The sequence below is a fragment of the Herbaspirillum chlorophenolicum genome (assembly GCF_001189955.1).
In the GTDB taxonomy this organism is placed as follows: Bacteria; Pseudomonadota; Gammaproteobacteria; order Burkholderiales; family Burkholderiaceae_D; genus Herbaspirillum; species Herbaspirillum chlorophenolicum.
This window is the reverse complement of the sequence record NZ_LFLT01000002.1, coordinates 115,492-140,673: the sequence shown is the minus strand read 5'-3', so window position 1 is coordinate 140,673 and position 25,182 is coordinate 115,492. Positions and strand designations below refer to the sequence as shown.

General features: G+C 58.8%; 23 protein-coding genes, 2 tRNA genes and 1 pseudogene. 2 read left to right on the top strand and 24 right to left on the bottom strand.

Going from position 1 to position 25,182, the window contains the following annotated elements; all coding sequences use genetic code 11:
- Positions 1-42: 42 nt before the first annotated feature.
- The 8 genes and pseudogenes from AKL28_RS02265 to epsL all read right to left on the bottom strand — a co-directional run bounded on the left by AKL28_RS02265 (position 43) and on the right by epsL (position 9,251).
- The gene (locus AKL28_RS02265; RefSeq protein ID WP_050466433.1) at positions 43-1,479 is read right to left on the bottom strand and encodes an MOP flippase family protein; all 1,437 of its coding nucleotides are present in this window, start codon (positions 1,477-1,479) and stop codon (positions 43-45) included.
- Positions 1,480-1,481: 2 nt separating this feature from the next.
- Entirely contained in the window at positions 1,482-2,504 is a 1,023-nt protein-coding gene (locus AKL28_RS02260; RefSeq protein WP_050466432.1) for a glycosyltransferase family protein, read from the bottom strand.
- A gap of 128 nt (positions 2,505-2,632) precedes the next feature.
- Positions 2,633-2,782: pseudogene (locus tag AKL28_RS25365) on the bottom strand (hypothetical protein); the annotation flags it as partial.
- A 420-nt stretch (positions 2,783-3,202) separates the two neighbouring features.
- Positions 3,203-4,087, bottom strand: a complete 885-nt coding sequence (gene epsG, locus AKL28_RS02250) for a chain length determinant protein tyrosine kinase EpsG (RefSeq protein ID WP_050466430.1) — start codon at positions 4,085-4,087, stop codon at positions 3,203-3,205.
- A gap of 78 nt (positions 4,088-4,165) precedes the next feature.
- Positions 4,166-5,572: a chain length determinant protein EpsF gene (epsF, locus tag AKL28_RS02245; protein WP_050466429.1), complete on the bottom strand. Its 1,407-nt coding sequence runs from the start codon at positions 5,570-5,572 to the stop codon at positions 4,166-4,168.
- 65 nt (positions 5,573-5,637) lie between these two features.
- The gene (epsE, locus tag AKL28_RS02240; protein WP_050466571.1) at positions 5,638-6,426 is read right to left on the bottom strand and encodes a polysaccharide export protein EpsE; all 789 of its coding nucleotides are present in this window, start codon (positions 6,424-6,426) and stop codon (positions 5,638-5,640) included.
- Positions 6,427-6,657: 231 nt separating this feature from the next.
- Entirely contained in the window at positions 6,658-8,070 is a 1,413-nt protein-coding gene (locus AKL28_RS02235; RefSeq protein WP_050466428.1) for an undecaprenyl-phosphate glucose phosphotransferase, read from the bottom strand.
- An 8-nt stretch (positions 8,071-8,078) separates the two neighbouring features.
- Positions 8,079-9,251: an XrtB/PEP-CTERM-associated polysaccharide biosynthesis outer membrane protein EpsL gene (gene epsL / locus AKL28_RS02230; RefSeq protein ID WP_231602307.1), complete on the bottom strand. Its 1,173-nt coding sequence runs from the start codon at positions 9,249-9,251 to the stop codon at positions 8,079-8,081.
- Positions 9,252-9,750: 499 nt separating this feature from the next.
- Between epsL and AKL28_RS02225 the strand changes: the two genes are divergently transcribed.
- Entirely contained in the window at positions 9,751-10,359 is a 609-nt protein-coding gene (locus tag AKL28_RS02225) for a phosphatase PAP2 family protein (protein WP_231602306.1), read from the top strand.
- Between the two features lie 126 nt (positions 10,360-10,485).
- On the opposite strand, the gene AKL28_RS02220 is transcribed toward AKL28_RS02225, so the two are convergent.
- The 9 genes from AKL28_RS02220 to thrS all read right to left on the bottom strand — a co-directional run bounded on the left by AKL28_RS02220 (position 10,486) and on the right by thrS (position 19,093).
- Positions 10,486-11,016, bottom strand: coding sequence for a GNAT family N-acetyltransferase (locus tag AKL28_RS02220; protein ID WP_050466426.1), 531 nt, complete (start codon positions 11,014-11,016; stop codon positions 10,486-10,488).
- A 156-nt stretch (positions 11,017-11,172) separates the two neighbouring features.
- Positions 11,173-11,574 (bottom strand): MerR family transcriptional regulator, encoded by a 402-nt coding sequence (locus AKL28_RS02215; protein WP_050466425.1) that lies wholly within the window; start codon positions 11,572-11,574, stop codon positions 11,173-11,175.
- A gap of 3 nt (positions 11,575-11,577) precedes the next feature.
- The gene (locus AKL28_RS02210; RefSeq protein ID WP_082221330.1) at positions 11,578-11,991 is read right to left on the bottom strand and encodes an integration host factor subunit alpha; all 414 of its coding nucleotides are present in this window, start codon (positions 11,989-11,991) and stop codon (positions 11,578-11,580) included.
- Positions 11,992-12,053: 62 nt separating this feature from the next.
- A complete protein-coding gene (gene pheT, locus AKL28_RS02205; protein WP_050466424.1) occupies positions 12,054-14,480 on the bottom strand; it encodes a phenylalanine--tRNA ligase subunit beta in 2,427 nt (808 codons plus the stop codon).
- A 72-nt stretch (positions 14,481-14,552) separates the two neighbouring features.
- Positions 14,553-15,569, bottom strand: coding sequence for a phenylalanine--tRNA ligase subunit alpha (pheS, locus tag AKL28_RS02200; protein WP_050466423.1), 1,017 nt, complete (start codon positions 15,567-15,569; stop codon positions 14,553-14,555).
- A gap of 192 nt (positions 15,570-15,761) precedes the next feature.
- The gene (gene rplT, locus AKL28_RS02195; protein WP_050466422.1) at positions 15,762-16,124 is read right to left on the bottom strand and encodes a 50S ribosomal protein L20; all 363 of its coding nucleotides are present in this window, start codon (positions 16,122-16,124) and stop codon (positions 15,762-15,764) included.
- 25 nt (positions 16,125-16,149) lie between these two features.
- On the bottom strand, positions 16,150-16,347 hold the full coding sequence (rpmI, locus tag AKL28_RS02190) for a 50S ribosomal protein L35 (protein WP_034291984.1): 198 nt from the start codon (positions 16,345-16,347) through the stop codon (positions 16,150-16,152).
- 235 nt (positions 16,348-16,582) lie between these two features.
- The gene (gene infC, locus AKL28_RS02185; RefSeq protein WP_082221329.1) at positions 16,583-17,104 is read right to left on the bottom strand and encodes a translation initiation factor IF-3; all 522 of its coding nucleotides are present in this window, start codon (positions 17,102-17,104) and stop codon (positions 16,583-16,585) included.
- 81 nt (positions 17,105-17,185) lie between these two features.
- Positions 17,186-19,093: a threonine--tRNA ligase gene (gene thrS / locus AKL28_RS02180; RefSeq protein WP_050466568.1), complete on the bottom strand. Its 1,908-nt coding sequence runs from the start codon at positions 19,091-19,093 to the stop codon at positions 17,186-17,188.
- 515 nt (positions 19,094-19,608) lie between these two features.
- On the opposite strand from thrS, the gene AKL28_RS02175 reads away from it, so the two are divergent.
- A complete protein-coding gene (locus tag AKL28_RS02175; protein ID WP_050466420.1) occupies positions 19,609-19,800 on the top strand; it encodes a hypothetical protein in 192 nt (63 codons plus the stop codon).
- An 86-nt stretch (positions 19,801-19,886) separates the two neighbouring features.
- On the opposite strand, the gene AKL28_RS02170 is transcribed toward AKL28_RS02175, so the two are convergent.
- The 7 genes from AKL28_RS02170 to AKL28_RS02140 form a co-directional block, all read right to left on the bottom strand.
- Entirely contained in the window at positions 19,887-20,294 is a 408-nt protein-coding gene (locus AKL28_RS02170) for a response regulator (protein ID WP_050466419.1), read from the bottom strand.
- A 366-nt stretch (positions 20,295-20,660) separates the two neighbouring features.
- Positions 20,661-20,737 (bottom strand) — tRNA-Val (locus AKL28_RS02165).
- A 161-nt stretch (positions 20,738-20,898) separates the two neighbouring features.
- Positions 20,899-23,151 carry a RelA/SpoT family protein gene (locus AKL28_RS02160; protein WP_050466418.1) on the bottom strand — a complete coding sequence of 751 codons (2,253 nt, stop codon included), beginning with the start codon at positions 23,149-23,151 and terminating at the stop codon, positions 20,899-20,901.
- A 6-nt stretch (positions 23,152-23,157) separates the two neighbouring features.
- Positions 23,158-23,508, bottom strand: a complete 351-nt coding sequence (locus tag AKL28_RS02155; protein WP_050466417.1) for a RidA family protein — start codon at positions 23,506-23,508, stop codon at positions 23,158-23,160.
- A gap of 66 nt (positions 23,509-23,574) precedes the next feature.
- Positions 23,575-24,441 carry an alpha/beta fold hydrolase gene (locus AKL28_RS02150; RefSeq protein ID WP_050466416.1) on the bottom strand — a complete coding sequence of 289 codons (867 nt, stop codon included), beginning with the start codon at positions 24,439-24,441 and terminating at the stop codon, positions 23,575-23,577.
- 181 nt (positions 24,442-24,622) lie between these two features.
- A tRNA-Leu gene (locus tag AKL28_RS02145) sits at positions 24,623-24,715 on the bottom strand.
- Between the two features lie 219 nt (positions 24,716-24,934).
- Positions 24,935-25,156 (bottom strand): hypothetical protein, encoded by a 222-nt coding sequence (locus AKL28_RS02140; protein WP_050466415.1) that lies wholly within the window; start codon positions 25,154-25,156, stop codon positions 24,935-24,937.
- Between the last annotated feature and the right edge of the window lie 26 nt (positions 25,157-25,182).

The following is a 25,182-nucleotide window of genomic DNA, read 5'->3' as shown; positions in this document are numbered from 1 at the left end:
GGCGGCTGGTTGCCCTGGAATGGCGGAAATGGAGGAAATGGCTCATACCGCCGGCCTCCGGCGGAAAAACGAGATGAAATGCCCGACCTGCGGCCGGTTGGCCAGCAGGCTGCCAACCAGGTAGATGCCGGCGCCGAGGATCACGTTGACGGCCAGGCTGTCCAACTCGGACCAGCCGGCGGCCATCAGGCCCATGTGCACATAGCGCACCACGGCGCACATCGCCACCGTCAGCAGCAGCGAACGGTACAGCACCAGGAACAGGCGGCCGAAGCCCACGCCGATCAGGCGCCCGCTGTAATACAACGCAGGCCAGGCATTGACCACGCTGGCGGCCAGATAGGCAATGGCAACCCCTTCCACGCCCCAGCGCGATCCGACAAAAAAGGCCGCGATCTGCACCACGGTGGAAAGCACGCCGATGCACAACAGGAGGTCGGTGCGGTTATTGGTCATGAAGATGGTGCCGGTGGTGCTGATCACCGACTGGATGAAACCGACCGGCGCCAGCCAGGCGATCACCACTGCGGCGGCCGACCACTTGGGACCGAGCACCACATCCACGAAGGGCTCGCGCAGCGCGAACAAGCCGCCCATCAACGGCGCCGTGAGGAAGGCGATGAAGCTGACCGATTTCAGGTAAAGCTTGGCCAGCTCGCCCTTGTTGTCCTGCTGGCGGCTCATCACCGGATACAGCGCGCGCGAAACCACGTAGCTCATGTTCTGCACCGGGAACAGCATCACCCGATAGGCGATCGAGTAGGCGCCCAGCACTTGCGCACCCAGCAGGCGGCCGACGATCATGCTGTCGGCATTGCGCGAGAGGTACAGCACCACATTGAACAGCGACAGGTTGCCGCTGAAGCCGGCGATGGACTTGAATTCCTCGCGGCTCCAATGGCGCAAGGCCTTGAATTCCGAATTCCACAGGATGATGGCGGTGGAGACCACGGTGGACACGATCATCTGCAGCACCAGGCTGAACACGCCGGCCCCCCACCATGCCAGCCCCAGCGCAGCGGCCAGGCCGACCAATGCGGCCAGGGCCTCCGCCTTGGCCACCACGGCGAACTTGGATTCGCGCTCCAGCAAGGCCTGGTGCACCACGCTGAAACTGACGATGGGGAAAACCCAGGCCAGCACGTACAGCACATCGGCCAGGCCCGGCTCGCGAAACACGGTCGCCATCACCGGCGCCGCCAGCAGGATCAGGATGCAGATCAGCACGCCCAGGCCGAGATTGGACCAATGGACGGTGCTGGCGGTCTCGCGCGAGATTTCCCTGGCCTGGATCACCGCCGCCGATGTCCCCATATCCTTGAACAGGTAGGCCAGGTTGGTGACGATGGCGGCCATGGCCATGAGGCCGTAGGCATGCGGCTGCAGCAGCCGCGCCAGCACCGTCATGCCGATCACCTGGGACAGGATGCGCGTGCCCTGCGAGAACGATACCCAGCGCGCGTTGGAAATGGCCGACATGTTCAGGCTCCCCTTCCCAGCGCCAGCCCGAGGGCGCGGCGCACGGCCTCGTCGCCGAACTGCTCTTCGATGCGGTCGGACAGGTTGAGCGCGCCAACAGCTGGCGCAGCGTCGGCGATGGTCTGGCACAGTTCGCGCATATCGCCCCCCAGGTTCAGCAGTTCATCGCCCACGCGCGGTGCGATCCAGCGCAGGAAAGGCGTTTCGATGGCGAACACCGGGCGGCGCACCGACATCGCATAAAAGAACGTACCGCTGACCACCACATCGCCATCGGCATGCGAGATCACCACGCCGCGCGCGTCCGCCACCAGCTTTTGCGCCTGCGCCTCGCTCAGCTTGCCGGGCATGACGATGACGTTGTCGCGCTGCATCGCCAGCAGGCGCTGCGCATAGGCTTCATCGGCGACGGCGCCTGCGACCACCAGCGCCTTGTTGGCGGGAAAGCCGGCGATCAGTTCTTCGATCTTCTTGTAGCGGGCAATGCGGCCGAACACCACGAAATACGCTTCCGGCAAGGCGCGCGGCAGATCTGCGCCACGCTGTTCAGCGATGCGGTACAAGGGATGGGGGCAATAGGCGGCGCCTGCCGCGGTCAGCGCGCCGGAATGGGACAGTACATTGGCGAACAGGCGGCAATACCAGTCCACCAGTTTTCTGGAGCGTTCCATTGCCGGCCCCTGCGCCGCATGCGGGTAATTGTTGTGGCGCACGTAGACCACGCGCCGCACACCAGCCTTGATGATCAGGGTCTTGGCCAGCACCTTGGCAAATCCCTTCCAGGAGATGCGGCCGCTACGCAGGTCCACGAACTCGTTCTCCATCCAGTTCAGCACCGCATAGTCATAACGCCAGAAGCGCCCCTTGAGCAGGCGCAAGGCCCAGGCCTTGGTGCCTTCGTAGCGCACCACATCGCCATAACCGGCCAGCAGTTCGCGCATGCGCACGGTGTACTCGTTGCCGACATCCTCCATCGGGATATAGGCAATCTTGGCGCGGCCGGTCTGTTGATTTGGCGGATTCATCGTGTTTTGCATCAGGACTCTTGGTATTGACTATGGGCTGGAGGAACCAGGGCCGATGGCGCCCTTGGCTGTTCGCCTTACTTGGCGAACCAGACCGGGTAATCGATCCGGTATTGGATGTCGTCACGACGCATGCGGATCTTGCGCGCCGGATTGCCGCCTACCACTTCCAGCTCTCCGACATCGCGGGTCACCACACTGCCCGGGTACACCACGGCGCCGCGTCCGATCACCACCTTGGGCATGATCAGTACATTGGGAAAGATCCACACATCGTCATGGATGGCGACCTTGCCCCCGACTGCCGCGCATTGCGGATCGTCGATGTCGTGGCCCAGCGTATAAATCTTCACGTCATGCGAAATGTTCACGTTGTTGCCGATGTCGATGCCCAGGCGGTTGTCTAGGTAACAGCCGCCGTTGATGGTGACGTTGGAACCGATGCACACATTCCTTTTGGCATCGAAAAAAGTCACCCAGGAATGGATCGACACTTTTTCTCCGATGCGAAAGCCCAGCAACTTCAGAAAACCGCGCCGCGTGCCGAAACCCGGCAGGCAGTTGAATACCAGGTTGAACAGTGCCGCCGCCATTTTGCTTCGCTGGTTTGCACTGAAAAAGCCATCAGCCATTGTCTGCTTTCATCGAAAGTCTTCTTCTCCTGCCCGGCGCGGAATCGGCCGGCTCCGGCTTTTCGATCAGAACGCGTTCAGAACGCTGCCGACCACAACCACGTTGGAATTGGCCGCGCTGTCGACCAGGTCGCGCACCGCGGAAATATGGCTGGAGTTCTTTCGCACCACGATCAGCGACGCACCGCTGCGGCCCGCCACCATCTGGCTGTCGGCACATTCGGAATGGGCAGGAGTGTCGATCAGGATCACATCGAACAGCGGTGCCACCTCTTCCAGCAATTGCTGGAATGCAGAGCGGCCCAGCAGCTCTTGCGGATTGGGTGGAGTCGGACCGGCGGTCATCACCGACAGGTCGATCAATGAGGGGACGCGGTGAATTGCCGCATTGCGTTCGCTGCGGCCGGCCAGGATGGCCGACAAGCCGTTGCGGTTGTCCAGGCCAAACAGCTTGTGCTGGCGTGGATTGCGCATGTCGGCATCGATCAGCAAGGTGCGTTCGCCCAACTGCGAGAACACCACAGCCAGGTTGGCGGCGATGAAGCTGCGCCCTTCCCCCCTGTCGGCGCTGATGATGGTCAGTGCCTTGCGGCCGGCGCTGGCGTCGAACCAGCGCAGCATCAACTGGCTGCGCAGCGCCCGCAGCTCTTCGACTTGCGGGCTGAAGGGATTATAGGCAGCTACAATTTCTTCGCTGACCTTGCTTTCGCCCTTGAGCAGATAGGGATAGTCGAACTGGAGCGACAGTGCCTGTTCGATATCGGCTTGCGTCAAGAATCCCAGTTCGATGGCGGCATCGCCAAAACGCGTGCCGCGCTCGCGCTGCAGCCGCATGATGCGTTCGGCCTCGTCGGCCGTCAGCTTGCCGCTGTCGACCAGGATGGCGCCAATCGATTGGTTCGGCAGTGCATTGCCGATACTCTTGTCGGTGATCAAAGTTACAGTGTCCATGTTCGTCGAGTCCTGTTGGATAAGGTGTTTCATCGGTGGCGCAGGCCAGTCGTTACGACACTCACCAGAAAGAGACGTTTACGCGCCCAAGGCCTTGGGATTGCGTCTGAAGCCCAGGCGCTTCTCGCGCGTCTTGCTCGGCGCCGGCCGCGCGAGCTGGCCGAGCACCTGGATGCCCAGGCCTTCGACCAGATCTTCTTCCGAACGGACGCGACGGTTGATCAGCTCCAGGGCCAGTGCTGCGGCCACACCCAGGATGACGCCGACGAAGATCGACAACAGCGTATTAATCAGGAGCTTGGGGCTGGATGGCTTGATCGGAGGCACGGCACTGGCCAGCAGCGCCACATCGGACTGGTTGGACTGCCCTTCCAGGTTGGTTTGCGCAAAGCGCTGGGAAGTCAGTTCGAAGGCGCGCTGGGCGCTGTCGAGATCGCGCTGCAGCACCGACATTTCATCGCGGGTACGGTTCAGTTCCAGCACCTTGATCTTTTGCGCGTCGAATTCGGCGCGGATTTCAGATTCGCGCTTTTGCAGGATGGTGGCATTGGTGCCAACGCTGGCTGAGGTGGAGGCGATCGCCGAGTTGAGCTGGGCACGCAAGCCATCCACTTCGGCCTTGGCGGTCTGGTAGCCGGGATGGTTGACGCCCAGGCGGCGCGCGGCCTGTTCAAAGCGTGATTCGGCGCCGGCCAGGTTGGCCTTCAGGGTCTGGATCAGCGGATTGGCGTTGACGTCCGGCGAATCGGCCGCGGAGCCCTTAGCCTGGTTGCGGCGCGAGGTGGCCTCGGACACCGCAGCCTGGGTCAGCACCAGTTGCGTGGAGAGGTCGTTGAGGCGGTTGTTTTCCACATCCAGGCGATTGTCGACGTTGGTGATGCCATGCGCCTGCTGGTAATTGGAAAGCTTGGTTTGGGCCTTCTCGAAGTCATCGCGCAGCACCTTGATCTGGTCGTTGAAGTACTGCGAAGCCTTGCGGGTCGGATCCAGCTTCAGCTGCACGCTTACCTGCTGGTAGGCTTCGGCAAAGGCATTGGCCACGGCCGCGGCGAATTGCGGATCGGCCGCCTTGTAGGTGATGTCGATCACACTGCTGTCCTTGGAGGCAACCGCATCCAGGTTCTTCAGCAGGACGTCGGCCAGCCAGTTGCGGATGTCGGTATTGCCGCCATTGTCATTGGCGAAGCTCTCCTTGATGGAGGGCTGCTCGGTCAGCTTCATGTCGTCGATGACGCGCAAGACGACGCCGCGGCTGTTGATGATGTCCACCTGGGTCGGCATGTAGCCGGGCAAGGCCTGCGCCGTCACCACCAGGCCGGTCACCGGATCGTTGGCCTTGTAGTTGAGCACCACCGACGCGGTGGCTTTGTATTGTTTGGTCATCAGCAAGCTGGCGATGATGGTCGCCAGTACAGTGACGCCGAAGATCATCAGGATGACCTTCAGGTGGGCCCGCAGGATGAGCAGAAATTGCGACAGATTCATATCGTTACCTCTTCACGGCCGCTTCGGCCAAGGTGGATGACTGGGTGATGGTGGGAACGGAGCGGTCAGAACCAGCTTTCCTTGACGTAGACGATGTCGTCCGGCTTCAACAGATCGTCCTTCTTCAGCGAGAGTTCTTCCATCTCGCCGCTTGCAGACTTGCGCTTGACCTTGAGCCCGCGCTCGGTGCCGCGCAGGGTCAGGCCGCCGCCGACCGACAATGCCTGCAGCACGGTAGTGCCGCGCTCCAGCCGGTACATGCCGGGATGCTGCACTTCGCCATAGATGTAGAACTTCTGCGAACGCTCGACATAGACCACATCGTTGGGTCCGACGAAAGGCAAGGCTGTGCCGTCGCCGTTGTGGGTCAGGTCATAGATATCGACCTGCTTCTTGGTGACCTGGCCATTCTCGGTGCGCACGATGGTCACGCTGTCGCCGCCATCGGGTGAAACGCCGCCGGCCAGCGCGATCACATCGGCCACGTTGCGCTGTCCGTCCAGCGGATAGCGGCCAGGCTTGATCACCTGTCCCAGCACCGAAATCATCTGGCTTTGCGGCACCGTCACCAGGATATTGACCTGCGGGTTGACCAGGAAACCGCCCTTCTGCAGCAGGTCGGCCATCTTGCGCGATGCCTGCGCGGGCGACAGGCCGGCCACCTGGACGTCGCCGATCATCGGATAGCTGATGCTGCCAGCTTCGCTGACGCGGGTTTCCAAAGTGAGGTCGTCGCTGCCGAAGACACTGACCTTGACCACATCGCCCGGTCCCAGCGGGATGTCGGCTGCAGTAGAGGCCGGGCCCCAGCCTGCAATCATCAATCCGAGCAGCAACAGCAAAACTCTTTTCATCATTTTTCGACTCCAATTTTTCCGGTTTGTGCGTCTTCTTCATTCGGGCCCAGACTTCAGCCCTGCGACGCCGTGGGTAACAGCATCGCTGCCGGCCGCACCTGTGAATTGCTGCGATGGCACTGATTCCAGCGGGTTCTGCGCGCCAGTCCTGGTCAACTCGTCATTGAGCTGACAGATGGCGATCTCATGACCATTCGAACAAACGTGAACCGCGCGCTATTTTTCTTTTTAGTACGCGTTCTCTTTCTTGAGCACCATGCGCACGGTCTGGATGATGATCCACAGGTCGAACACCAGCGACCAGCGGCGCAAGTATTCAAGGTCGAACTCGATACGCGCCCTCATCTTGTCCAGCGTCTCGGTCTCGCCGCGCAAGCCGTTGACCTGCGCCCAGCCGGTAATGCCGGGCTTGACCTTGTGGCGCAGCATGTATCCCTTGATCTGCTTGCGGTACAGCTCGTTGTGGGCAACCGCATGCGGACGCGGCCCGACAATGCTCATGCGTCCCTGGATGACGTTGAAGAACTGCGGCAGCTCATCCAGCGACGACTTGCGCAGGAAACCGCCGATCTTGGTCAGGCGCATGTCGCCCTTGGTGGCCTGCTGCACGCTGCCGCCATCTTCCATCACCGTCATCGAACGGAATTTGTAGACCACGATTTCCTCGCCATCCAGGCCATAACGGCGCTGCTTGAAGATCACCGGTCCGGGAGAAGTCGCCTTGACGCAGATTGCGATCACCAGCATCACCGGCAGCAGCATCAGCTGGATGATCGATGCCAGCACGATGTCGCTGGCACGCTTGACGAATTTGTTGATGCCGGTGAAGGGCGTCTCGCAGATGCCCATCACCGCCATGCCGCCGACATAGTCGAACCGTGCCTGGATCAGGTTGAAGATGTAGATATCGGGAATGAAGTAGACGGATGCGGTCGTATCCTGCAATTCGTCGATGACCTGCAGCACGCGCGGCTGCGCCGAGATCGGCATGCTGATATAGACCCGGTTGATGCCGTGTTCGCGCACATAGGCGGCCACGTCGGACATCTTTCCCAGCAAGGGCGTATAGGTACCCTCGGGCTGACGCCCTACCGCACGGTCGTCGAAATAGCCCATCAGGTTGAGCATCAGGGCGGGATAGTCGGCCAGGCGCTCGGCCAGTTTCAGCGATGCCGGATTGACGCCGATGATGATGGCCTTCTCGATATCGCCCTTGGTGCGCATGTCCCTCATGACGCGCGACTGCGCATGCTGGCTCACGACAAGGCCGAACGGCGTGCCGATCACCCACGGCACGATGATCTTGACGGTGAACAAGCTGTACAGTTCGCACACGTAGCCCAGTACCGCAAGCACAGCCACGACCAGCAGCCAGTCGATGAAAATCGGCACGATCCATCGCACGCTCTTGGGGTTGCGCCGCAAGCGCCTCCCATGCATTTCTCCGAAGATATAGGAGCTGGCAAAAAACGCCATGATGGCCAGCACCCAATAATCGCCGCTGAAAGGCTGCCGTTCAATTTTGGTGATCAGCCACAGATAAGAAACGACGAACGATGGTTCAAGGAAGCGCTTGAAAAGCAGCGCAACCGAATTAGGCTTGATGTTCGGCAAGGGCAAATGGTCATGGATCTCATTCATATCGGACCTCAGAACTCGTAGCGTGTTGTTACCGCGATACCGTTGGAGACGTAACCTAAACTATCGATATTCGACTGCAGCTTTTCGCGAAAGATCGAGCCGATCAATGACAATGATGTTGTCGGCGAGTAAGTCACGCTCAGGGTGGCCTTTTCATACTTGTCGCGACGGGATGAGGGCGTTACGCCGGTAATCACTGCCGCGCCGTTGTAATTGCGCTTTTCATAGTCCAGAAAACCGTCGAAACGCAGCTTGTCGGAAGATTGCAGCTTCGCGGCCAGGCTGACGCCGTTGGTCAGCGCATAGTTCGCATCGACATCGCTCAAGCCGCCGATTTCACGCCACAGGTTGACGGTAAACAGGGTCTGGCCGGTGGCCGCCCAGTCTGCAATCACGCGTGCATTGAAGCCCGAATAATCGGCCGCACCGGACATGTCGCGCGTGCGCTCAACCCAGCCGCCCAGGAACTGCAAGCGCGTCTTGCCGCTGAACAGCCACAGGACCTTCGCCTTCACCTCATCCTGCTTGAACGAGTTATTGATTTCGGTGCCGCTGATGACGGTGGTGTAGGGAAAAGTGCCGCGCGAATGACGTAATTGGATTCCCGCCACACTGCCGCTGCGTGCGGTGTAGTCCAAGCCCAGCTCGGCCGAGTTCTGCTCCAGCGTATTGGGCAGTTGCGACGCCAGGTCGTAATCCAGGCTGAAGCGCGTAAATTGCGTTCGCAGCGTCCAGTCCGGATGCATGCGCCATGCGGCCGTCGCGTAGCTTGTTTTCTGGGTCCGCATGTTCTTCTCGAACACCCGAAAATTCTGGAATGGGGTCAGCGCCTCGGAATAGACATAGCCAACATCGCCTGACAGATAGTCGCCAGCCACCCAGCCCCAATCCGCCTTCAAATCCTTGCCGGTGTTATCGAACTGCTTGAAATAATCAAAATTGGTCCGGTTCAAGCTCGCATCCAGCATGATGTGTTGGCGGCTGATCATCTTGTCGATCTTGATCCCGCCGACGGCATTGCGTACGTAATCGGACATCTGGGTGGTGCCGACCGCGGACAATGCGGCATTTTCATCACGCAGTCGCAGCAAATTGTCGTCATAGAGAATCGAGTACTGGGCATAGGGCGTGACAACCTTGCCGTCCTCATCGGCTGCATAGGCCGGATGCAGCGTCCCCAAGGCTACGAGAGCGATAAATGGGGCACCTGATCGGCCAGAGAAAACGAATGAAAACCGCAAAGTCATCCTGTTCAACATCCCTTCCTGTTATGCAAAGTTCAACATAGGAAATTTTCCCAACCGTCCATTGCTGCGTCGCAACAGAAAAAATCAGATGTCATCATGCAGCATTTTCCCCATTTAATCAAAATAAATGTTGAAAAAGTATTGCGAAATATAAATTAATGTGTTAATTAAATTTTCCCCAAAAAAGTCAATCAGCAGATCCCTACATGCGCTGTAGGACAATGCGACGAGATGCCGAAAGATGCTCCTGCATTTGCATGCCAGAGAAAATTTTGGTGAATTTTTGCGCGCGAAAAAACTCCATCCAGCGTCGCCTCACCTCAGCAACAACTGGCACAATTTCCAATGGAATAGGTAGATCACGCCTGCCGGCAGTGTTCACTCCGGCAGCGCTGGCTGCATTTGAATAACAGCACTTCTTTTTGATGTATTGATGATGACGATCTGGAATGCAGTCACTTCCCTTGGAGACAGCGCAATCACTGTCCCCGGCGCCTTTGTTCTTGCCATCTGGCTCGCATTGAACGGCGCCTGGAAACAGGCCGCCCGATGGCTTTTTTATTTTTGCTGCGCGATGCTGCTTGTCGTTATCAGCAAGCTCCTGTTCATGGGCTGGGATATTCGTCCGCCCTTCATCAACTTCACCGGCATCAGCGGACATACCGCCTCTGCCGCGGCAGTCTACCTGTCAGCGGCATTCCTGTTCGGCAGGGAGCGCTCACCGCACCTTCCCCTGGTTCTGCTGGGCATCGCCACCGCCCTGGTGCTTACCGTGGGCGCCTCGCGCCTGCTGCTGCATCTGCATTCTGAATCGGAAGTCATTGCCGGCCTGATGACCGGCGCAATAGCCGCATGGGCTTTTTGCCGCAGTTACGATGTTGCACCAGGCCGGCTCTCAGCCAAATGGGCGCCCGCCATTCTCATCGCAGCCCTGCTGCTTGGGACCGGAGGCAAGCCAGCCCCCACCCATGACCTGCTCCAGGAAATTGCGATGAAATTGTCGGGCCGGGAACAGGCATTCATCCGCACTGAACCGCTTTAAAGAGGAAGCGGCCCTCTACGGCATCTGCCAAGATCGGCCAGCCAATATGCATGCCGGCCCTTTCCCATTCAGTTTTCGTTATTCTGTGTTGTCCTGAATTTCGTCATCGGCGCATAGGACGCCGACTCACCCAATGGCGTCGGCAGATGTCATTACCATGTACACCGCCTGCCTGTCGTAGCTCGCCAGTTTTTCCGACAATGCTGCCGGCATCTGCTGCAGGACGGCGAAGCCCGCCGCCTCCCAGTACGGCCGGGAACTGTGCACTGCGACCAGCGCCGCCTGCGTCAGGCCGGAATGCCGCATCTGCTCGCGCAGGATCGCCAGCAAGGCGTGGCCAAGACCCGCGCCGCGCGCATCGGCAAGCAAGGCTACATCATGCAGATAGAGGCAATCCGCATGATCGTCCAGCGTGTGCAGGAGAGAATTGAGCGATGGCGGATATCCGAGCCGTGCCGGGTGCATCACCGCATAGCCGACCGGCTGCGGCGGCAGCGCACCGTCCGTGCGTTCCGCTATCCAGCAGCCTGCTGCGAACAATGCCAGGCGCTCCGCAAAGACCTGCTCTTCCTCGAAATAACCGGCGTGCACGACAGCCGCCATGGCCATGACCTTCGGCAAATCCGCAGCCACCATGGGCCGCCATTGATGTTTCATGTGACGCTCCTTTCATTACACGGCCGGCGCAGGAAGGGATGATGCCGCGCCAAGTACGGCGCCCGCCCTCACTCCTCCTCCCGCAAGCACATATCAATAAAAAAACCGCTGCATGACATGCAGCGGTTTTCAAATGGACCTCCAGGCAGGCAGAAATCAGGCAAGCGCCCCTGGCCTCAAGGTATGCAGTACCGCGCGCAATTCTTCGCGAATCTTCTCGATGCCGGCCTCGTCCAGACTGATGGCCGGCTCCTGAAAGACTTCAGGCTGCTCGAGCCCATTGCTCCCATCCAGCTTGTTGCGGGCGCCGCTGATGGTAAAGCCTTGTTCATACAGCAGCTCGCGGATGCGGCGGATCAGCAGCACTTCATGATGCTGGTAATAGCGGCGATTGCCGCGACGCTTGACCGGCTTCAACTGGGTGAATTCCTGCTCCCAGTAACGCAGCACGTGCGGCTTGACGCCGCACAATTCGCTGACCTCGCCGATCGTGAAATAGCGCTTGGCGGGAATCGGCGGCAAAACGATTGCCGCAGGTTTATTGACACGATCGTTCATAGATTAGACGGACAGTTCAACGGAGTTGCCGTTGGAGAGCTCCACCATTTCCTTCAATTTCTGACTGGCATGGAACGTGACCACGCGCCTTGCCGTAATGGGAATTTCTTCACCGGTCTTCGGATTGCGGCCTGGACGCTGGGGCTTGTCACGTAACTGAAAGTTACCGAAGCCGGACAGCTTGACCGCCTCGCCGCGCTCAAGCGCGTTGCGAATCTCATCGAAAAAGGTTTCCACCATGTCTTTCGCTTCGCGCTTGTTCAGACCGACCTGTTCAAATAAAAGTTCGGCCAGTTCGGCCTTGGTCAGCGTCGGCAGGTTTTTTTCGGCCTGCGAGCGCGCCTGGGATTCCAGCACGGCGCGCTGCAGGTCGGCGTCCAGCACGGATTGAAATTCGTTTGAATTCACGTTGTTCATGGCGATGAATGGCTTGGCCGTCTTACCGGTTCCGGTCCGTAATTATTTTTCGGGGACTCACATCAGGCACGTAATCTGGCGCCAAGCTTTGCGCTTGCAGCTGTCACCAGTGCATTCATCGCAACGTCGACTTTGTCATCCTGAAGGGTGTTTTGAGTATCTTGCATGGTGAATCGGAACGCAAGGCTTTTTTCGTCATTTTCCAGCCCCTTGCCCTGATATTCATCAAATAAAACAATGGCTTGGATGATAGCGCATGCCGGATTGGCCTGCTTCTCCACGGCGAAAACATCCAGCAGTTGCTGGGCTGCCACCGGCTGCTTGACGACCAGCGCGAGGTCGCGGCTGACTGCCGGGAATTTGGAGATTTCGGCATAGGACGGCAAGTCGCGCTGCTGCAGTGCATCAGCGCTGACTTCGAACACCACGGGCGGCAATGGCAGGTCGTACTTTTGCTGCCACTTGGGGTGCAGCTCACCGATCACGCCGATCACCTCTTCGCCCAGCATCACGCTGGCCGAACGGCCCGGGTGCAGCGCCGGATGGTCGATCTTGGCGAAGCGCAACGTGCGTGGGGCAAACAAGGCTTCCAGGTCAGCTTTGACATCGAAGAAATCCACATTGCGGCTGGGCTGGCCCCATTGCTCTTCGGCCACCGCCCCATAGGCCAGCGCGCCGACGCGCTTTGGCTGCTCGAAGCCGGCCACCGATAGCGGGCCGTCGACGATGGCAGGATTCTTGGCGAACACCGCACCGACTTCAAACACACGAATGCGCGAGGCCTTGCGGTTGATGTTGTAGCGCGCATTGGCCACCAGGCCGGCGATCAGCGATGAGCGCATTACGCCCATCTGGCTGGCGATGGGATTGAGCAGCTTGATCGGGTCGGTATTGCCGGCGAAGTCCGCTTCCCATGCCGTTTCCACGAAACTGAAATTGACCACTTCCTGATAATCCTGGTCGGCCAGCAGGCGGCGGATCGCAAACAGGGAGCGCGACTCTTCCGGTGCGATACGCATCGCGTTGGCAGCCACCGGCGGCAACGTCGGAATGTTCTCGAAGCCGTAGACGCGGGCGACCTCTTCGATCAGGTCTTCCTCGATCTCGATGTCGAAACGGTAGGACGGCGGCGTCACCGAGAACAGGCCGGGTTCCTGGGTAAACGATAAACCCAGGCGCTTGAAAATATCGGCCACCATCTCATCGGTGATCTCGACGCCAATCACCTTGGCAGCGCGCGCGGTGCGCAACTGCACGGGATTGCGCTTGGGCAGGTTGACGACCTGGTCGTCGACCTGGCCGATCTTGGTGTCGGGCGTACCGCAGATCTCGATCAGCAGTGCCGTGATGCGCTCAATGTGCTCGACCACGGTGGCGAAATCCACCCCGCGTTCGAAACGGTGCGCGGCATCGGTCGAGAAGTTGTAGCGGCGTGCGCGGCCCTGGATCGCCTGCGGGAACCAGAAGGCGGCTTCCAGGTAGATATTGGTGGTGTCCAGCGACACGGCGGTGGCGTCGCCACCCATGATGCCGGCCAGCGATTCGATTTCGCGGTCGTCGGAGATCACGCCGACCCATTCGTCGACTTCCACGGTGTTGCCGTTCAGGAGCTTGAGCGATTCGCCCTTCTTGCCCCAGCGCACGTCGAGGCCGCCATGAATCTTGTCCAGGTCGAACACGTGCGACGGGCGGCCCAGTTCCAGCATGACGTAGTTGGAGATGTCCACCAGCGCCGAGATCGAGCGTTGGCCGCTGCGCTCCAGGCGCTGCTTCATCCATTGCGGGGTCGGCGCCTTGGCATTGAGGCCGCGGATCACGCGGCCGGCGAAACGGCCGCACAGGTCGGGCGCGGAAATGCGCACCGGCAGTTTTTCGTCCAGGTTGACGGCAACCGTCTGGAACTGCGGCGCCTTCAGCGGCGTGCCGGTCAGTGCCGACACTTCGCGCGCCACGCCCAGCACCGACAGGCAGTCCGCCTTGTTGGGGGTGAGCTTGATGGTGAACTTGAGGTCGTTCAACTGCAGGTAATCACGGAAATTCTGGCCGACCGGTGCGTCGTCGGGCAGCTCCATCAGGCCGCCATGGTCCTCCGACAGCTTCAGCTCGCGCGCCGAGCACAGCATGCCCTGCGACTCCACGCCGCGCAGCTTGCCAACCTTGATCTCGAAAGGCTTGCCATCTGTGCCCGGCGGCAGCACGGCGCCAACCATCGCGCATGGCACCTTCAACCCGGGGCGCACGTTGGGTGCGCCGCACACGATGTTGAGGATGGTGCCGGTATGCACGTTGACGCGGCACACGTTGAGGCGATCGGCATCGGGGTGCTTGGCCACTTCCAGCACTTCGCCCACCACGACATTGGTGAATGGGGGAGCAACCGGCTCCACCTCCTCCACTTCCAGGCCGGACATCGTCAGCAAATGCGAGAGTTCATCCGACGTCATGTTCGGATTGACCATCGTGCGCAACCAGTTTTCGGAGAATTGCATGATTCAGACTTTCAGTTTCAGCTATCAGCCGGACGTGCACCGCCCACGCAGGCGGTGCCGCTCGTTATCGGTTTAATTGAATTGCTTGAGGAAACGCAGGTCGCCTTCATAGAACAGGCGCAGGTCGTTGATCCCATAGCGCAGCATGGTCAGGCGCTCGAGGCCGGAGCCGAACGCGAAGCCGATGTATTGCTCGGGATCCAGCCCCATGTTGCGCACCACGGTCGGATGCACCTGGCCGGCGCCGGAGACTTCCAGCCAGCGCCCCTTCAGCGGGCCGCTGCCGAAGGCGATGTCGATTTCGGCCGAGGGTTCGGTGAACGGGAAATAGGATGGGCGGAAACGCACCTGCAGGTCGTCGGTCTCGAAGAAGGCCTTGACGAAATTGAGGTAGACGCCCTTCAAGTCGGCGAAGCTGATGTCCTCGGCGATCCACAGGCCTTCGACCTGGTGGAACATTGGCGAGTGGGTAGCATCGCTGTCGACGCGGTAGGTACGGCCGGGCGCGATCACCTTGATCGGCGGCTTGTTCATGCGCGCGTAACGCACCTGCATCGGGCTGGTGTGGGTACGCAGCAGCAAGGGCTTGCCCTGCGTATCGTTGCCTTCGATGTAGAAGGTGTCCTGCATCGAACGGGCCGGGTGGTTTTCCGGGCTGTTCAATGCGGTGAAATTGGTCCAGTCGGTTTCGATCTCGGGGCCGTCGGCCACGTCGAAGCCGATCGAACGGAAGATTTCCTCGACGCGCTGCCACGAGCGCATCACCGGGTGGATGCCGCCAACGCCGCGGCCGCGGCCGGGCAGCGTGACATCGATCGCTTCCGCATTCAGGCGCGCCTGCATCTGCGCATTCGACAGTTCGTCACGGCGTGCGGTCAGCGCGTTTTCGATCTGTTCCTTGGCGACGTTGATGATCGCCCCCTGCGCCTTGCGCTCTTCAGGGGCCAGCTTGCCCAGCCCCTTCATCTGCTCGGTGATCTGGCCGGTCTTGCCCAGATATTTTGCCTTGGCGTTTTCCAGTGCGGCAGCATCGGTCGCGGCGGTGAAATCGCTCTGCGCCTGCGCCACGAGTTGGTCTAGGGGATTCATGCGGTAAGTCTCGCTCCAATCGAAAATCCGACGACGAAGTCGAAAAGAAGAAGATCCACAAATCGGTGGATCAAAAACATACGGGGCATCGGTATTACACCTTTGCCCCGCAGGATTTTGCAGCGCCGACTGCTGTACTACTTTAGGCGTTGAACCATTCAGCGGTCGGCAACCGCATCAACACGCTGACGATCAGGCGGCAGCGATGTTGGCCTTCACCTGGTTGACGATGGCAGCAAAAGCAGCCTTGTCGGTGACAGCCATGTCGGCCAGAACCTTGCGGTCCAGCTCGATCGAAGCGCGCTTCAGGCCGTTCATGAACACGCTGTAGGTCACGCCATGCTGACGGGCAGCGGCGTTGATACGGGCGATCCACAGGGCACGGAACACGCGCTTCTTGTTACGGCGGTCACGGTACGCGTATTGACCAGCGCGCATGACTGCTTGCTTGGCGATACGGTAGACGTTTTTGCGGCGACCGCGGTAACCCTTGGCGAGGGCGAGGACTTTCTTGTGACGGGCACGCGCTGTTACCCCACGTTTGACTCTAGGCATAGTAGCTCCTTAATTGAGTGTGAGGTTAAGCGAACGGCAGCATTGCGCGAACCGATGTCAGGTTAGTCTCATGGACTCCCACTGCACCGCGCAATTGGCGTTTGTTCTTGGTGGTCTTCTTGGTCAGAATGTGACGCTTGAAGGCTTGACCGCGCTTGACGGTGCCGCCTGGGCGCACGCGAAAACGCTTCTTCGCGCTGCTCTTCGTTTTCATCTTAGGCATAGCAACTCTGTCCTTCCGGACAGCTCCATTTTTTGATGATTGCAGGTGGCAGCAATGCTCGCTGCTCTTTGATGCCTGCTCTCACTTATTTGACAGCGGCGGGTATTTCACCCTCCGCTGCTTTTGCCCACCGCATTTGACTGCGGCCGGCAAATCCTTTGTCGGCCCTACACTTCACTGCTTTCACAGCGCAGACGGCATCGGGAGACGCCATCCGGATACGGCAAACTTCGACTTACTTCTTTTTCTTGGGCGCCAGCACCATGATCATCTGGCGGCCTTCCATCTTGGGAAACTGCTCGACCTGGCCGTAGGGCTCCAGGTCTGCCTTCAAGCGCTCCAGCATACGCATACCGATTTCCTGGTGCGCCATCTCACGACCGCGGAAACGCAGCGTGATCTTGGTTTTATCGCCTTCATCCAGGAACTTGGTCAAGTTGCGCAGCTTGATGTTGTAATCGCCATCATCGGTACCCGGGCGGAACTTGACTTCCTTGACCTGGATGACCTTCTGCTTGAGCTTGGCTTCGTGGGCCTTCTTCTGCTCCTGGTACTTGAACTTGCCATAATCCATCAGGCGGCAAACCGGGGGCTGTGCAGTTGGCGCAATCTCAACCAGGTCCACTTCCGCCTCTTCAGACAGCCGAATGGCTTCGGCCAGACTGACGATGCCCAGCGGCTCGTTATTGACACCCGATAAGCGCACTTCCGGCGCAGTGATTTCGCGATTCAGGCGATGCGACTTGTCAGTAGCTATTGCAGTTTCCTTTTAAAAACCAATAAATTAAGCCGTGCTCTTGCGCTGAGAAGGAAGCATTCGCTTCCTCCGATCGACTGATCAGGCTTTGGCTTCCACCTCAGTCTTGAGGCGCTCCACCAAGGTGTCGATGGACATTACGCCCAGATCGACATTGCCCCGCGCACGCACGGCCACTGTGTTTGCATCCCGTTCTTTATCGCCGACAACCAAGATATAGGGCGGCTTCTGAATAGAATGCTGCCGTATTTTATAGGTAATCTTTTCGTTACGCAAATCGGTCTCAACCCTAAACCCTTGTTTTTTCAGCGTTTGTGCAACGTTCTTCACGTAATCGGCTTGCGCGTCGGAAATATTCAGGATGACAACTTGCACAGGAGCAAGCCACAGCGGCATGGCGCCGGCGTGGTTTTCAATCAGGATCGCGATGAAACGCTCCAGCGAACCGACGATCGCCCGGTGCAGCATGACCGGCACCTTGCGGCCGTTGTCTTCCGTGACATATTCCGCGCCCAGGCGCGCCGGCATCGAGAAATCGACCTGCATGGTGCCGCACTGCCAGGAACGGCCGATCGAATCCTTCAAGTGGTATTCGATCTTGGGGCCGTAGAAAGCCCCCTCGCCCGGCAGCTCTTCCCATTCCGAGCCGGATGCACGGATGGCTTCGCGCAGCGCGTTCTCAGCCTTGTCCCAGACCTCTTCCGCGCCGATGCGCTTTTCCGGGCGCAGGGCCAGCTTGACCGCCACATCCTTGAAGCCGAAGTTGTCATAAACCTCGCGCACCACCTTGTTGAAGGCCGCAACCTCTTCCTGCACCTGGTCTTCGGTACAGAAGATGTGGCCGTCATCCTGGGTAAAACCGCGCACGCGCATCATGCCGTGCAACGCACCGGAAGGCTCGTTGCGGTGGCATTGCCCGAATTCGCCGTAGCGCAGCGGCAGGTCGCGGTAGCTGTGCAGGCCGGAGTTGAAGATCTGGATATGGCCCGGGCAATTCATCGGCTTCAACGCGTAAGCGCGGTTTTCCGACTCGGTCGTAAACATGTTTTCGCGGTAGTTATCCCAGTGGCCGGTCTTTTCCCACAGCGAACGGTCCAGGATCTGCGGCGCCTTCACCTCTTGATAGCCGCTATCCTGGTAGACCCGGCGCATGTATTGCTCGACTTGCTGCCAGATCGACCATCCCTTGGGATGCCAGAAGATCAGGCCAGGCGCTTCGTCCTGGAAGTGGAACAGGTCCAGCGCGCGGCCGAGTTTGCGGTGGTCGCGCTTTTCAGCCTCTTCCAGCATGTGCAGGTAGGCCTCCTGGTCTTCCTTCTTGGCCCAGGCAGTGCCGTAGACACGCTGCAGCATCTCGTTGTTGGAGTCGCCGCGCCAGTAGGCGCCAGCCAGCTTCATCAGCTTGAATACCTTGAGCTTGCCGGTAGAGGGCACGTGCGGTCCGCGGCACAAGTCAGTGAAGCCGCCCTCGGTGTACAGCGACACATCCTCATTTTGTGGAATCGAAGCAATGATTTCGGCCTTGTAGTCTTCGCCGATCGACTTGAAGTAAGCCACCGCCTCGTCGCGCGGCAACACCTTGCGGGTCACCGGCTCATCCTTCTTGGCCAGTTCGGCCATCTTCTTTTCGATCGCCTCAAGGTCGTCCGGAGTAAAGGGGCGCTTGTACGAAAAGTCGTAGTAGAAACCATTGTCGATCACCGGGCCGATGGTCACCTGCGCATCGGGAAACAGTTCCTTGACCGCGTAGGCCAGCAAGTGGGCGGTTGAATGGCGGATCACCTCCAGGCCATCCGCATCCTTGTCGGTCACGATAGCCAGGTCGGAATCCTTGTCGATCAGGTACGAGGTGTCGACCAGCTTGCCGTCGATACGGCCGGCCAGCGCGGCCTTGGCCAAGCCGGCGCCGATATTGGCGGCGACCTGCGCCACTGTTACCGGACCGTCGAATTGGCGTTGTGAACCATCGGGAAGACGAACTGAAACCATTTTGCACTCCATGTCGGCAGCCATGCTGCCTTGCCTGATTTGGGTATTGATGTCGAAATGACGGACGAAAAAAAACGCGGACCAGCCGCGCTTTTTCAGAAAACGAAAAAGAACCCGACTAGCGTCGCGCAAAAAACTCGGTGGTAGTTCGCGGTGTCATAACCGGTTTGCCTTTCTCGCTCTTACAGAATGTGGTGAATCCATTGCAATGCCGCATTGTCATCTTTTGAAAACAACATCAAGCGTGCGCAAGCCGAAATTATAACAAATTAATTTATCGGCTTTACTGGATCTTCTTTTCACCACCAGGCAATATTAATGATATAAAAACAACTTCACTCATAAGTACGTAGAGTAACGACAAATATCAACTATCGATTACAACCAGCTCAACAGGACGATCACGCAAGAATCTTCGCCGCTTACAGTTGCAAATGCGTTTTTTAACACACAACGGTCATCAATTTATCCCCACTCCCATGCTAGGATTTAGATAGATTATGGAGAATCGCATCATGCCAGACGAACACAATTGCATCGAACACCTGACCGTCATCAATAACGTCGAATACACGTTACAGAGCCGCACGGTGGAACTGGGCGATGGAGTGCGCCACCTGGAATACCGGGTACTGCTGAACGGCGATGAAATCAAATCATGGACACGCGGCGACATCCTGCCCTATTTCGGGCTCAAGCAGGATTAACGCCCTTCCCGCATCGCATACCGGACAAGCGCACAAATGAAAACGGCATCCACCAGGATGCCGTTTTATATTCCGCGGAAGAGCGCTTACGCCTTTTCCAGATTGGCGCGCCGCGCCAGGATCTTTTCGATCTTTTCTTTCAAGGTCGCGGCATTAAAAGGCTTGACGATATAACCGTCCGCCCCCGACTGCGCAGCCTCGACGATATTTTCCTTCTTGGCCTCCGCCGTAATCATCAGCACCGGCAAATGGCTCAGGGATGGCGTCGAACGAATCTTCTTGAGCAACGTCAGGCCATCCATTACCGGCATGTTCCAGTCGGTAAGCACAAAAGTCACCGGCAAGGCGCCCGCCTCCAGCACCTTCATGGCCGAAGAGCCGTCATCCGCCTCGACAATCTTGTTGTACTCCAACTCCTTCAGCAAGCCGCTAACGATACGCCGCATTGTCGAAAAGTCATCAACCACGAGGAAATACTGGTCATCTGCTGCCATAGGTAATCGAACGCCTGTATAAAGATAGAGCTTGGAGAGAGGGAAATAGAAAAAATTCGACTCTCAGTTTAAAACATTTTAAAAAAGTTTCCGCAACACAGCAAAATTTTAATCACGAATAATTACGCGACCATTGACTGCGAGCACCCTAAACGAAAATAAATTTCATGTGCGGGCCAATACCAAGCCCGTTCGTACATTTTTTCCACGCCCGACATCGTGCCTAACGTAACGAAAAAATACGCACTGAATTAAAAATCAAGGGAAAGTAAAAAACGAAGGGCAGAAAACAAAAATGGAAGCTGCGAATGCGCTTCCATTTCAGTTTGACTTCGCTACCCAACTCAACCGAACCATCAGAAGAATTGGTAGGCACGATTGGACTCGAACCAACGACCCCTACCATGTCAAGGTAGTGCTCTAACCAGCTGAGCTACGCGCCTAACGAAGAAGCGAGATTATAGGGGGCTTTTTAAATTTTGCAAAGGGGTAAAAGAAAAAACCTGAAATATTTTTCTCATACGGCCAATGCCTCCCGCATCACAACACTGGAACTGCCGGCGCTCATGCCGCCGGCAGTTCCACAGTCACTTCCCTGCACCATCTATTGCCGCTTCACCTCAATGACGCCCTTTACCTCGCGAATCACCGTCAGGGCCTTCTGCAACTGCTCGGTCGAAGCGATTTCAGCGGTAAAGGCCATGCGTGCATGGCCTCGCGCGCTCTGCGTGCTCACACCGATCACATTGATTTTGTCGCGCAAGAAGATATCGGAGATATCGCGCAGCAAACCCTGCCTGTCATTGGCCAGTACAAAGATATCGACCGGATAGACCGTATCCTTGGCCGGCGCCCCCCAGGTCGTCTGGATCACACGCTCAGGCGCATGGGAACTCATCTCGGCGAAGTTCTTGCAGCTCACGCGATGGATCGACACGCCTTTGCCGCGCGTGACGAAACCGGCGATCGGATCCGGCGGCGCCGGCTTGCAGCAGCGCGCCAGCTGGGTCAGCAAGCCATCGGTACCGACTACCAGCACGCCGGACTTGGCGCCCTGCACGATGCTCGATGCACGACTCTTGCGCGTGATCGCGGCCTCGTCGTCGATCTCCGGCTTCTTGGCCTCGGCATCGTGCAGCGCCTGCTCGACGTGGCGCAGACTGAACTCATCCTTGCCCAGCGACAGGCACAGGTCATCCACCTTGGCGAAGCCCAGCTTCTGGGCCAGCTCTTCCAAGTTGACCGCCGTCTTGCCCTCTCGCTGCAAGGTCTTTTCCAGCAGGCCACGCCCCACCGACAAGGTCTCTTGCTGCTCGATCGCATTGAACCAGGCACGCACCTTGGAGCGGGTGCGCGAGCTCGCCGCATACCCTGAACTCAGCCAATCGCGCGACGGCCCGACGCCCGGGCCGCTCTTGACGGTAATGATTTCCACCGTCTGCCCATTCTTCAAGGGCGTATTCAGCGGCACCATCACGCCATCCACCCGCGCGCCGCGGCAACGATGGCCGACATCGCTATGCAAGTGGTAAGCGAAATCAATCGGGGTGGCGCCGTTGGGCAACTCGATCACCCGCGCCTGCGGCGTCAGCACATAGATGCGCTCGTCCAGGGTGGTCGCCTTGAGCTTCTCCACCCAGTCGCGGCGCACTTCATCCTGATCCACGACGGCGTCGGTAACCTCCGATTTCCAGGCCAGCAACTGGCGCAGCCACGCAATTTTTTCATCGTACTTTTGCGCGGCGAAATTTGAACCGCCGCTTTCCTTGTAACGCCAATGCGCCGCCACGCCGTATTCGGCGAAATGGTGCATCTCATGCGTACGGATCTGCACTTCCAGCGCCCGGCCGTCTTCGGCTACCACAACCGTGTGCAAAGACTGGTAGCCGTTCTGCTTGGGGCGGGAAATATAGTCGTCGAACTCCTCGGGAATCGGCGTCCAGATATCGTGCACGATGCCCAGCACCGTATAGCAAGTCTTGACATCGTCGACGATCACCCGGAATGCGCGCACATCGTAAAGCTCGGAAAAGTCGATCGCTTTGCCGCGCATCTTGTTCCAGATACTGTAGATGTGCTTGGGCCTGCCGCTGACTTCGGCCTTGATATCCAGCGAGGCGAGCTCCGAGCGCAAACGGGTAATCGCATTGGCCACAAACTGTTCGCGCTCAAGCCGCTTCTCTTCCAGCATCTTGGCGATGCGCTTGTAGGTGGCCGGTTCTAGAAAGCGGAAAGACAAGTCTTCCAGCTCCCACTTGAGCTGCCAGATGCCAAGACGGTTGGCCAATGGCGCATAAAGATCGAAGGTTTCGCGCGCATATTGGCGGCTGACTTCGTTTTCCTGCTTGATCTCGGCAAAATAGCGCAAAGTTGCCACGCGGGAGGCCAGCCGCACCAGCACGGCACGCATGTCGGAAGCCATCGCCAGCAGCATCTTGCGCAGCGTCTCGACTTGGGCGGCCGCCTGCTGTGCTGCATTCTTCCCGCGCAGGACTTCCTGCTGCGGCGGCTGGAAAGTCAGGCTGTGGAAGCGCATCAGTTGGCGCACGCCGCCGACCAGGTCGGTAATTTCCTTGCCGAAGCGATCTTCCCACTTTTCATCCAGTTCTGGATGCAGCATCTGCGCCTCAAACAGCAGTCCGGCAATGCGCGTCTGCGCGTCCGCGTTCAGGGCGGTCAGCACCGAGGCGACCGAGAACACGAACTGCAGCGCGTTTTGGCCTGACAGGATCTGCCTGTCTGCATACAAGGGCTCGACCTCGGCCAGCGCCTTTTCCACGCGCGCAGCATCGTCCGCCCCCAAACCGGCGGTGATCGCCGCCAGGCCTTCGCCCTGTATGGTTGCAACTGAAACCATGGCTGCTTACTTCTGGGCTGCGACGATGATGATTTCCACCAGCAGTTCGGGACGGGCCAGTTTGGATTCAACGGTGGCGCGCGGCGGCGCATTGCCTTGCGCAACCCACTCATCCCACACCGCATTCATACCGGCGAAGTCCTTCACATCGGCGAGGAAGATCTGGCACGACAGGATCTTGCTCTTGTCGCTGCCGGCTTCAGCCAGCAGGCGATCGATGTGGCCCAGCACTTCGCGGGTCTGCCCTTCGATATTCTGGGCGGTGTCTTCGGCGATCTGGCCGGCCAGATAAACGGTGCCGTTATGGATGGCAACTTCGGAAAGGCGCTTTCCGACATGAAGACGTTGTACAGACATGTGACTTCCTTTATGCGTTATTGCTGTTACAGGTGAAGATGAATCGTGCCGGGGAGAATTGAAAGCTCAGCCCAGCAGGAACTGTTTGGCGATTTCGATCTGGTTCGCATGCATGAAGGTCGGCGCATGGCCGACATCAGGCAATTCAACCAGCCGGGCCTTTGGCCCACGCTGCGTCATGGCCTGCGCCACCTCAGGCAGCAGCAGGTCGGAATTCGCTCCGCGCACCAGCAAGGTTGGGCAACGGATAGCGTCGTATGCGGCCCACAGCATCTGCTCGGCCACGGTAGCGGCCTCGGGCGTGGTCAGCTTGAACGGCACTGCCAGCGACAAGTCGTAGTGGCGAACCCACTTGCCGTCATCATTCTGGCGCAGCACGTCGCTGGCCAGCTTGTGCCATTCCTCCTCGCTGTGCGTACCGAAGCTGGCCGAGATGGTGCGGATGTATTGCGCGGCTTCGCCAAAGCTGTCGAAGCGCACGTCCTGGCCGATGTACTCGCCGATGCGCGCCAGAGCGGAGCCATTGATGGAGGGGCCGATGTCATTGAGCACCAGGCGGCGGATAGGATTGTCCGGCAACGAAGCCAGGCCCATGCCGATCAGGCCGCCCATGGAAGTGCCGAACCAGTCGACAATCTCCGCGTCCAGGCGCGCCAGCAAAGTCACCATGTCGCTGACGTATTGCGGCACCGTGTAATACTGGGGATTCCTCAGTCGTCCGGAACGGCCACGCCCGACCACGTCGGGGCAGACCACCCGATAGGTGTCGCACAGCTCGCGCGCCATGCGGTCGAAATCGTCCGAGACGCGCGTGACGCCGTGCACGCACACCAGCACATCGGGATTGCGGGGGTCTCCCCACTCCTTATAGGCCATCGTGTGCAGTCCGCCGGGAGAAATGCACTGTACCGTCTTCACTACAGCTTCTGTCATCGTCGTGGCTCTCAAGATGAATGAAGGCTCCATTTTACTCTTTCGCCACCGCTTGCCGGGGGCCAGGCCCTCGGAATGAAACCGGAAACGGCTCGCGCCCCTGCACTCAGGAGTGCCGGCAAACAAAGGAGAGATGGATATTTTGAAGCCCCGAAGACCGGGTTGCGGAACGGTACCGCATTGGTGCCTGAGACCGGAATCGAACCGGTACGCCCCCTCGCGGGTAAGCGGCGGATTTTAAGTCCGCTGTGTCTACCAATTTCACCACTCAGGCGTGTGGAAACGGCGCTGGCCGCCGAAAAAGGATCGCATTATAGCAGCGAGTTACCGTAGTTCCGCCGATTGTTTTGCCGGACCACGAATAAAACCGCATACATGCCAAGACGGCTGCCTGACGGCGGATTCGCCACCGTATTGGAGGCGAAGCAAGCAGGACAATCAGGAAAGAGATAAAAAATGAGGGCCCCGGTTACCCGGAATCAAGGCACGCCCGTCAGCGCTTGAGCAATTCCAGCGCATCTTCGGCGACGCTGCGCAAATTGGTGATGGTGGCATTGAGAGCAGCCAGCTCGGCGGCTGTAGGCGGCTGGTCCATGCCATTTTTGACAAGGGAGGCCTTAATGATGGTAGCGGCCATTTGCCAGGCCGCCTTGTTGTGCGCATCGATCAATTCCTTCTGGATGCGCTCCAATTCCACTTTCTGATTTTTATCCATTGCTATCTTTAACAAGGAAGTTGTTC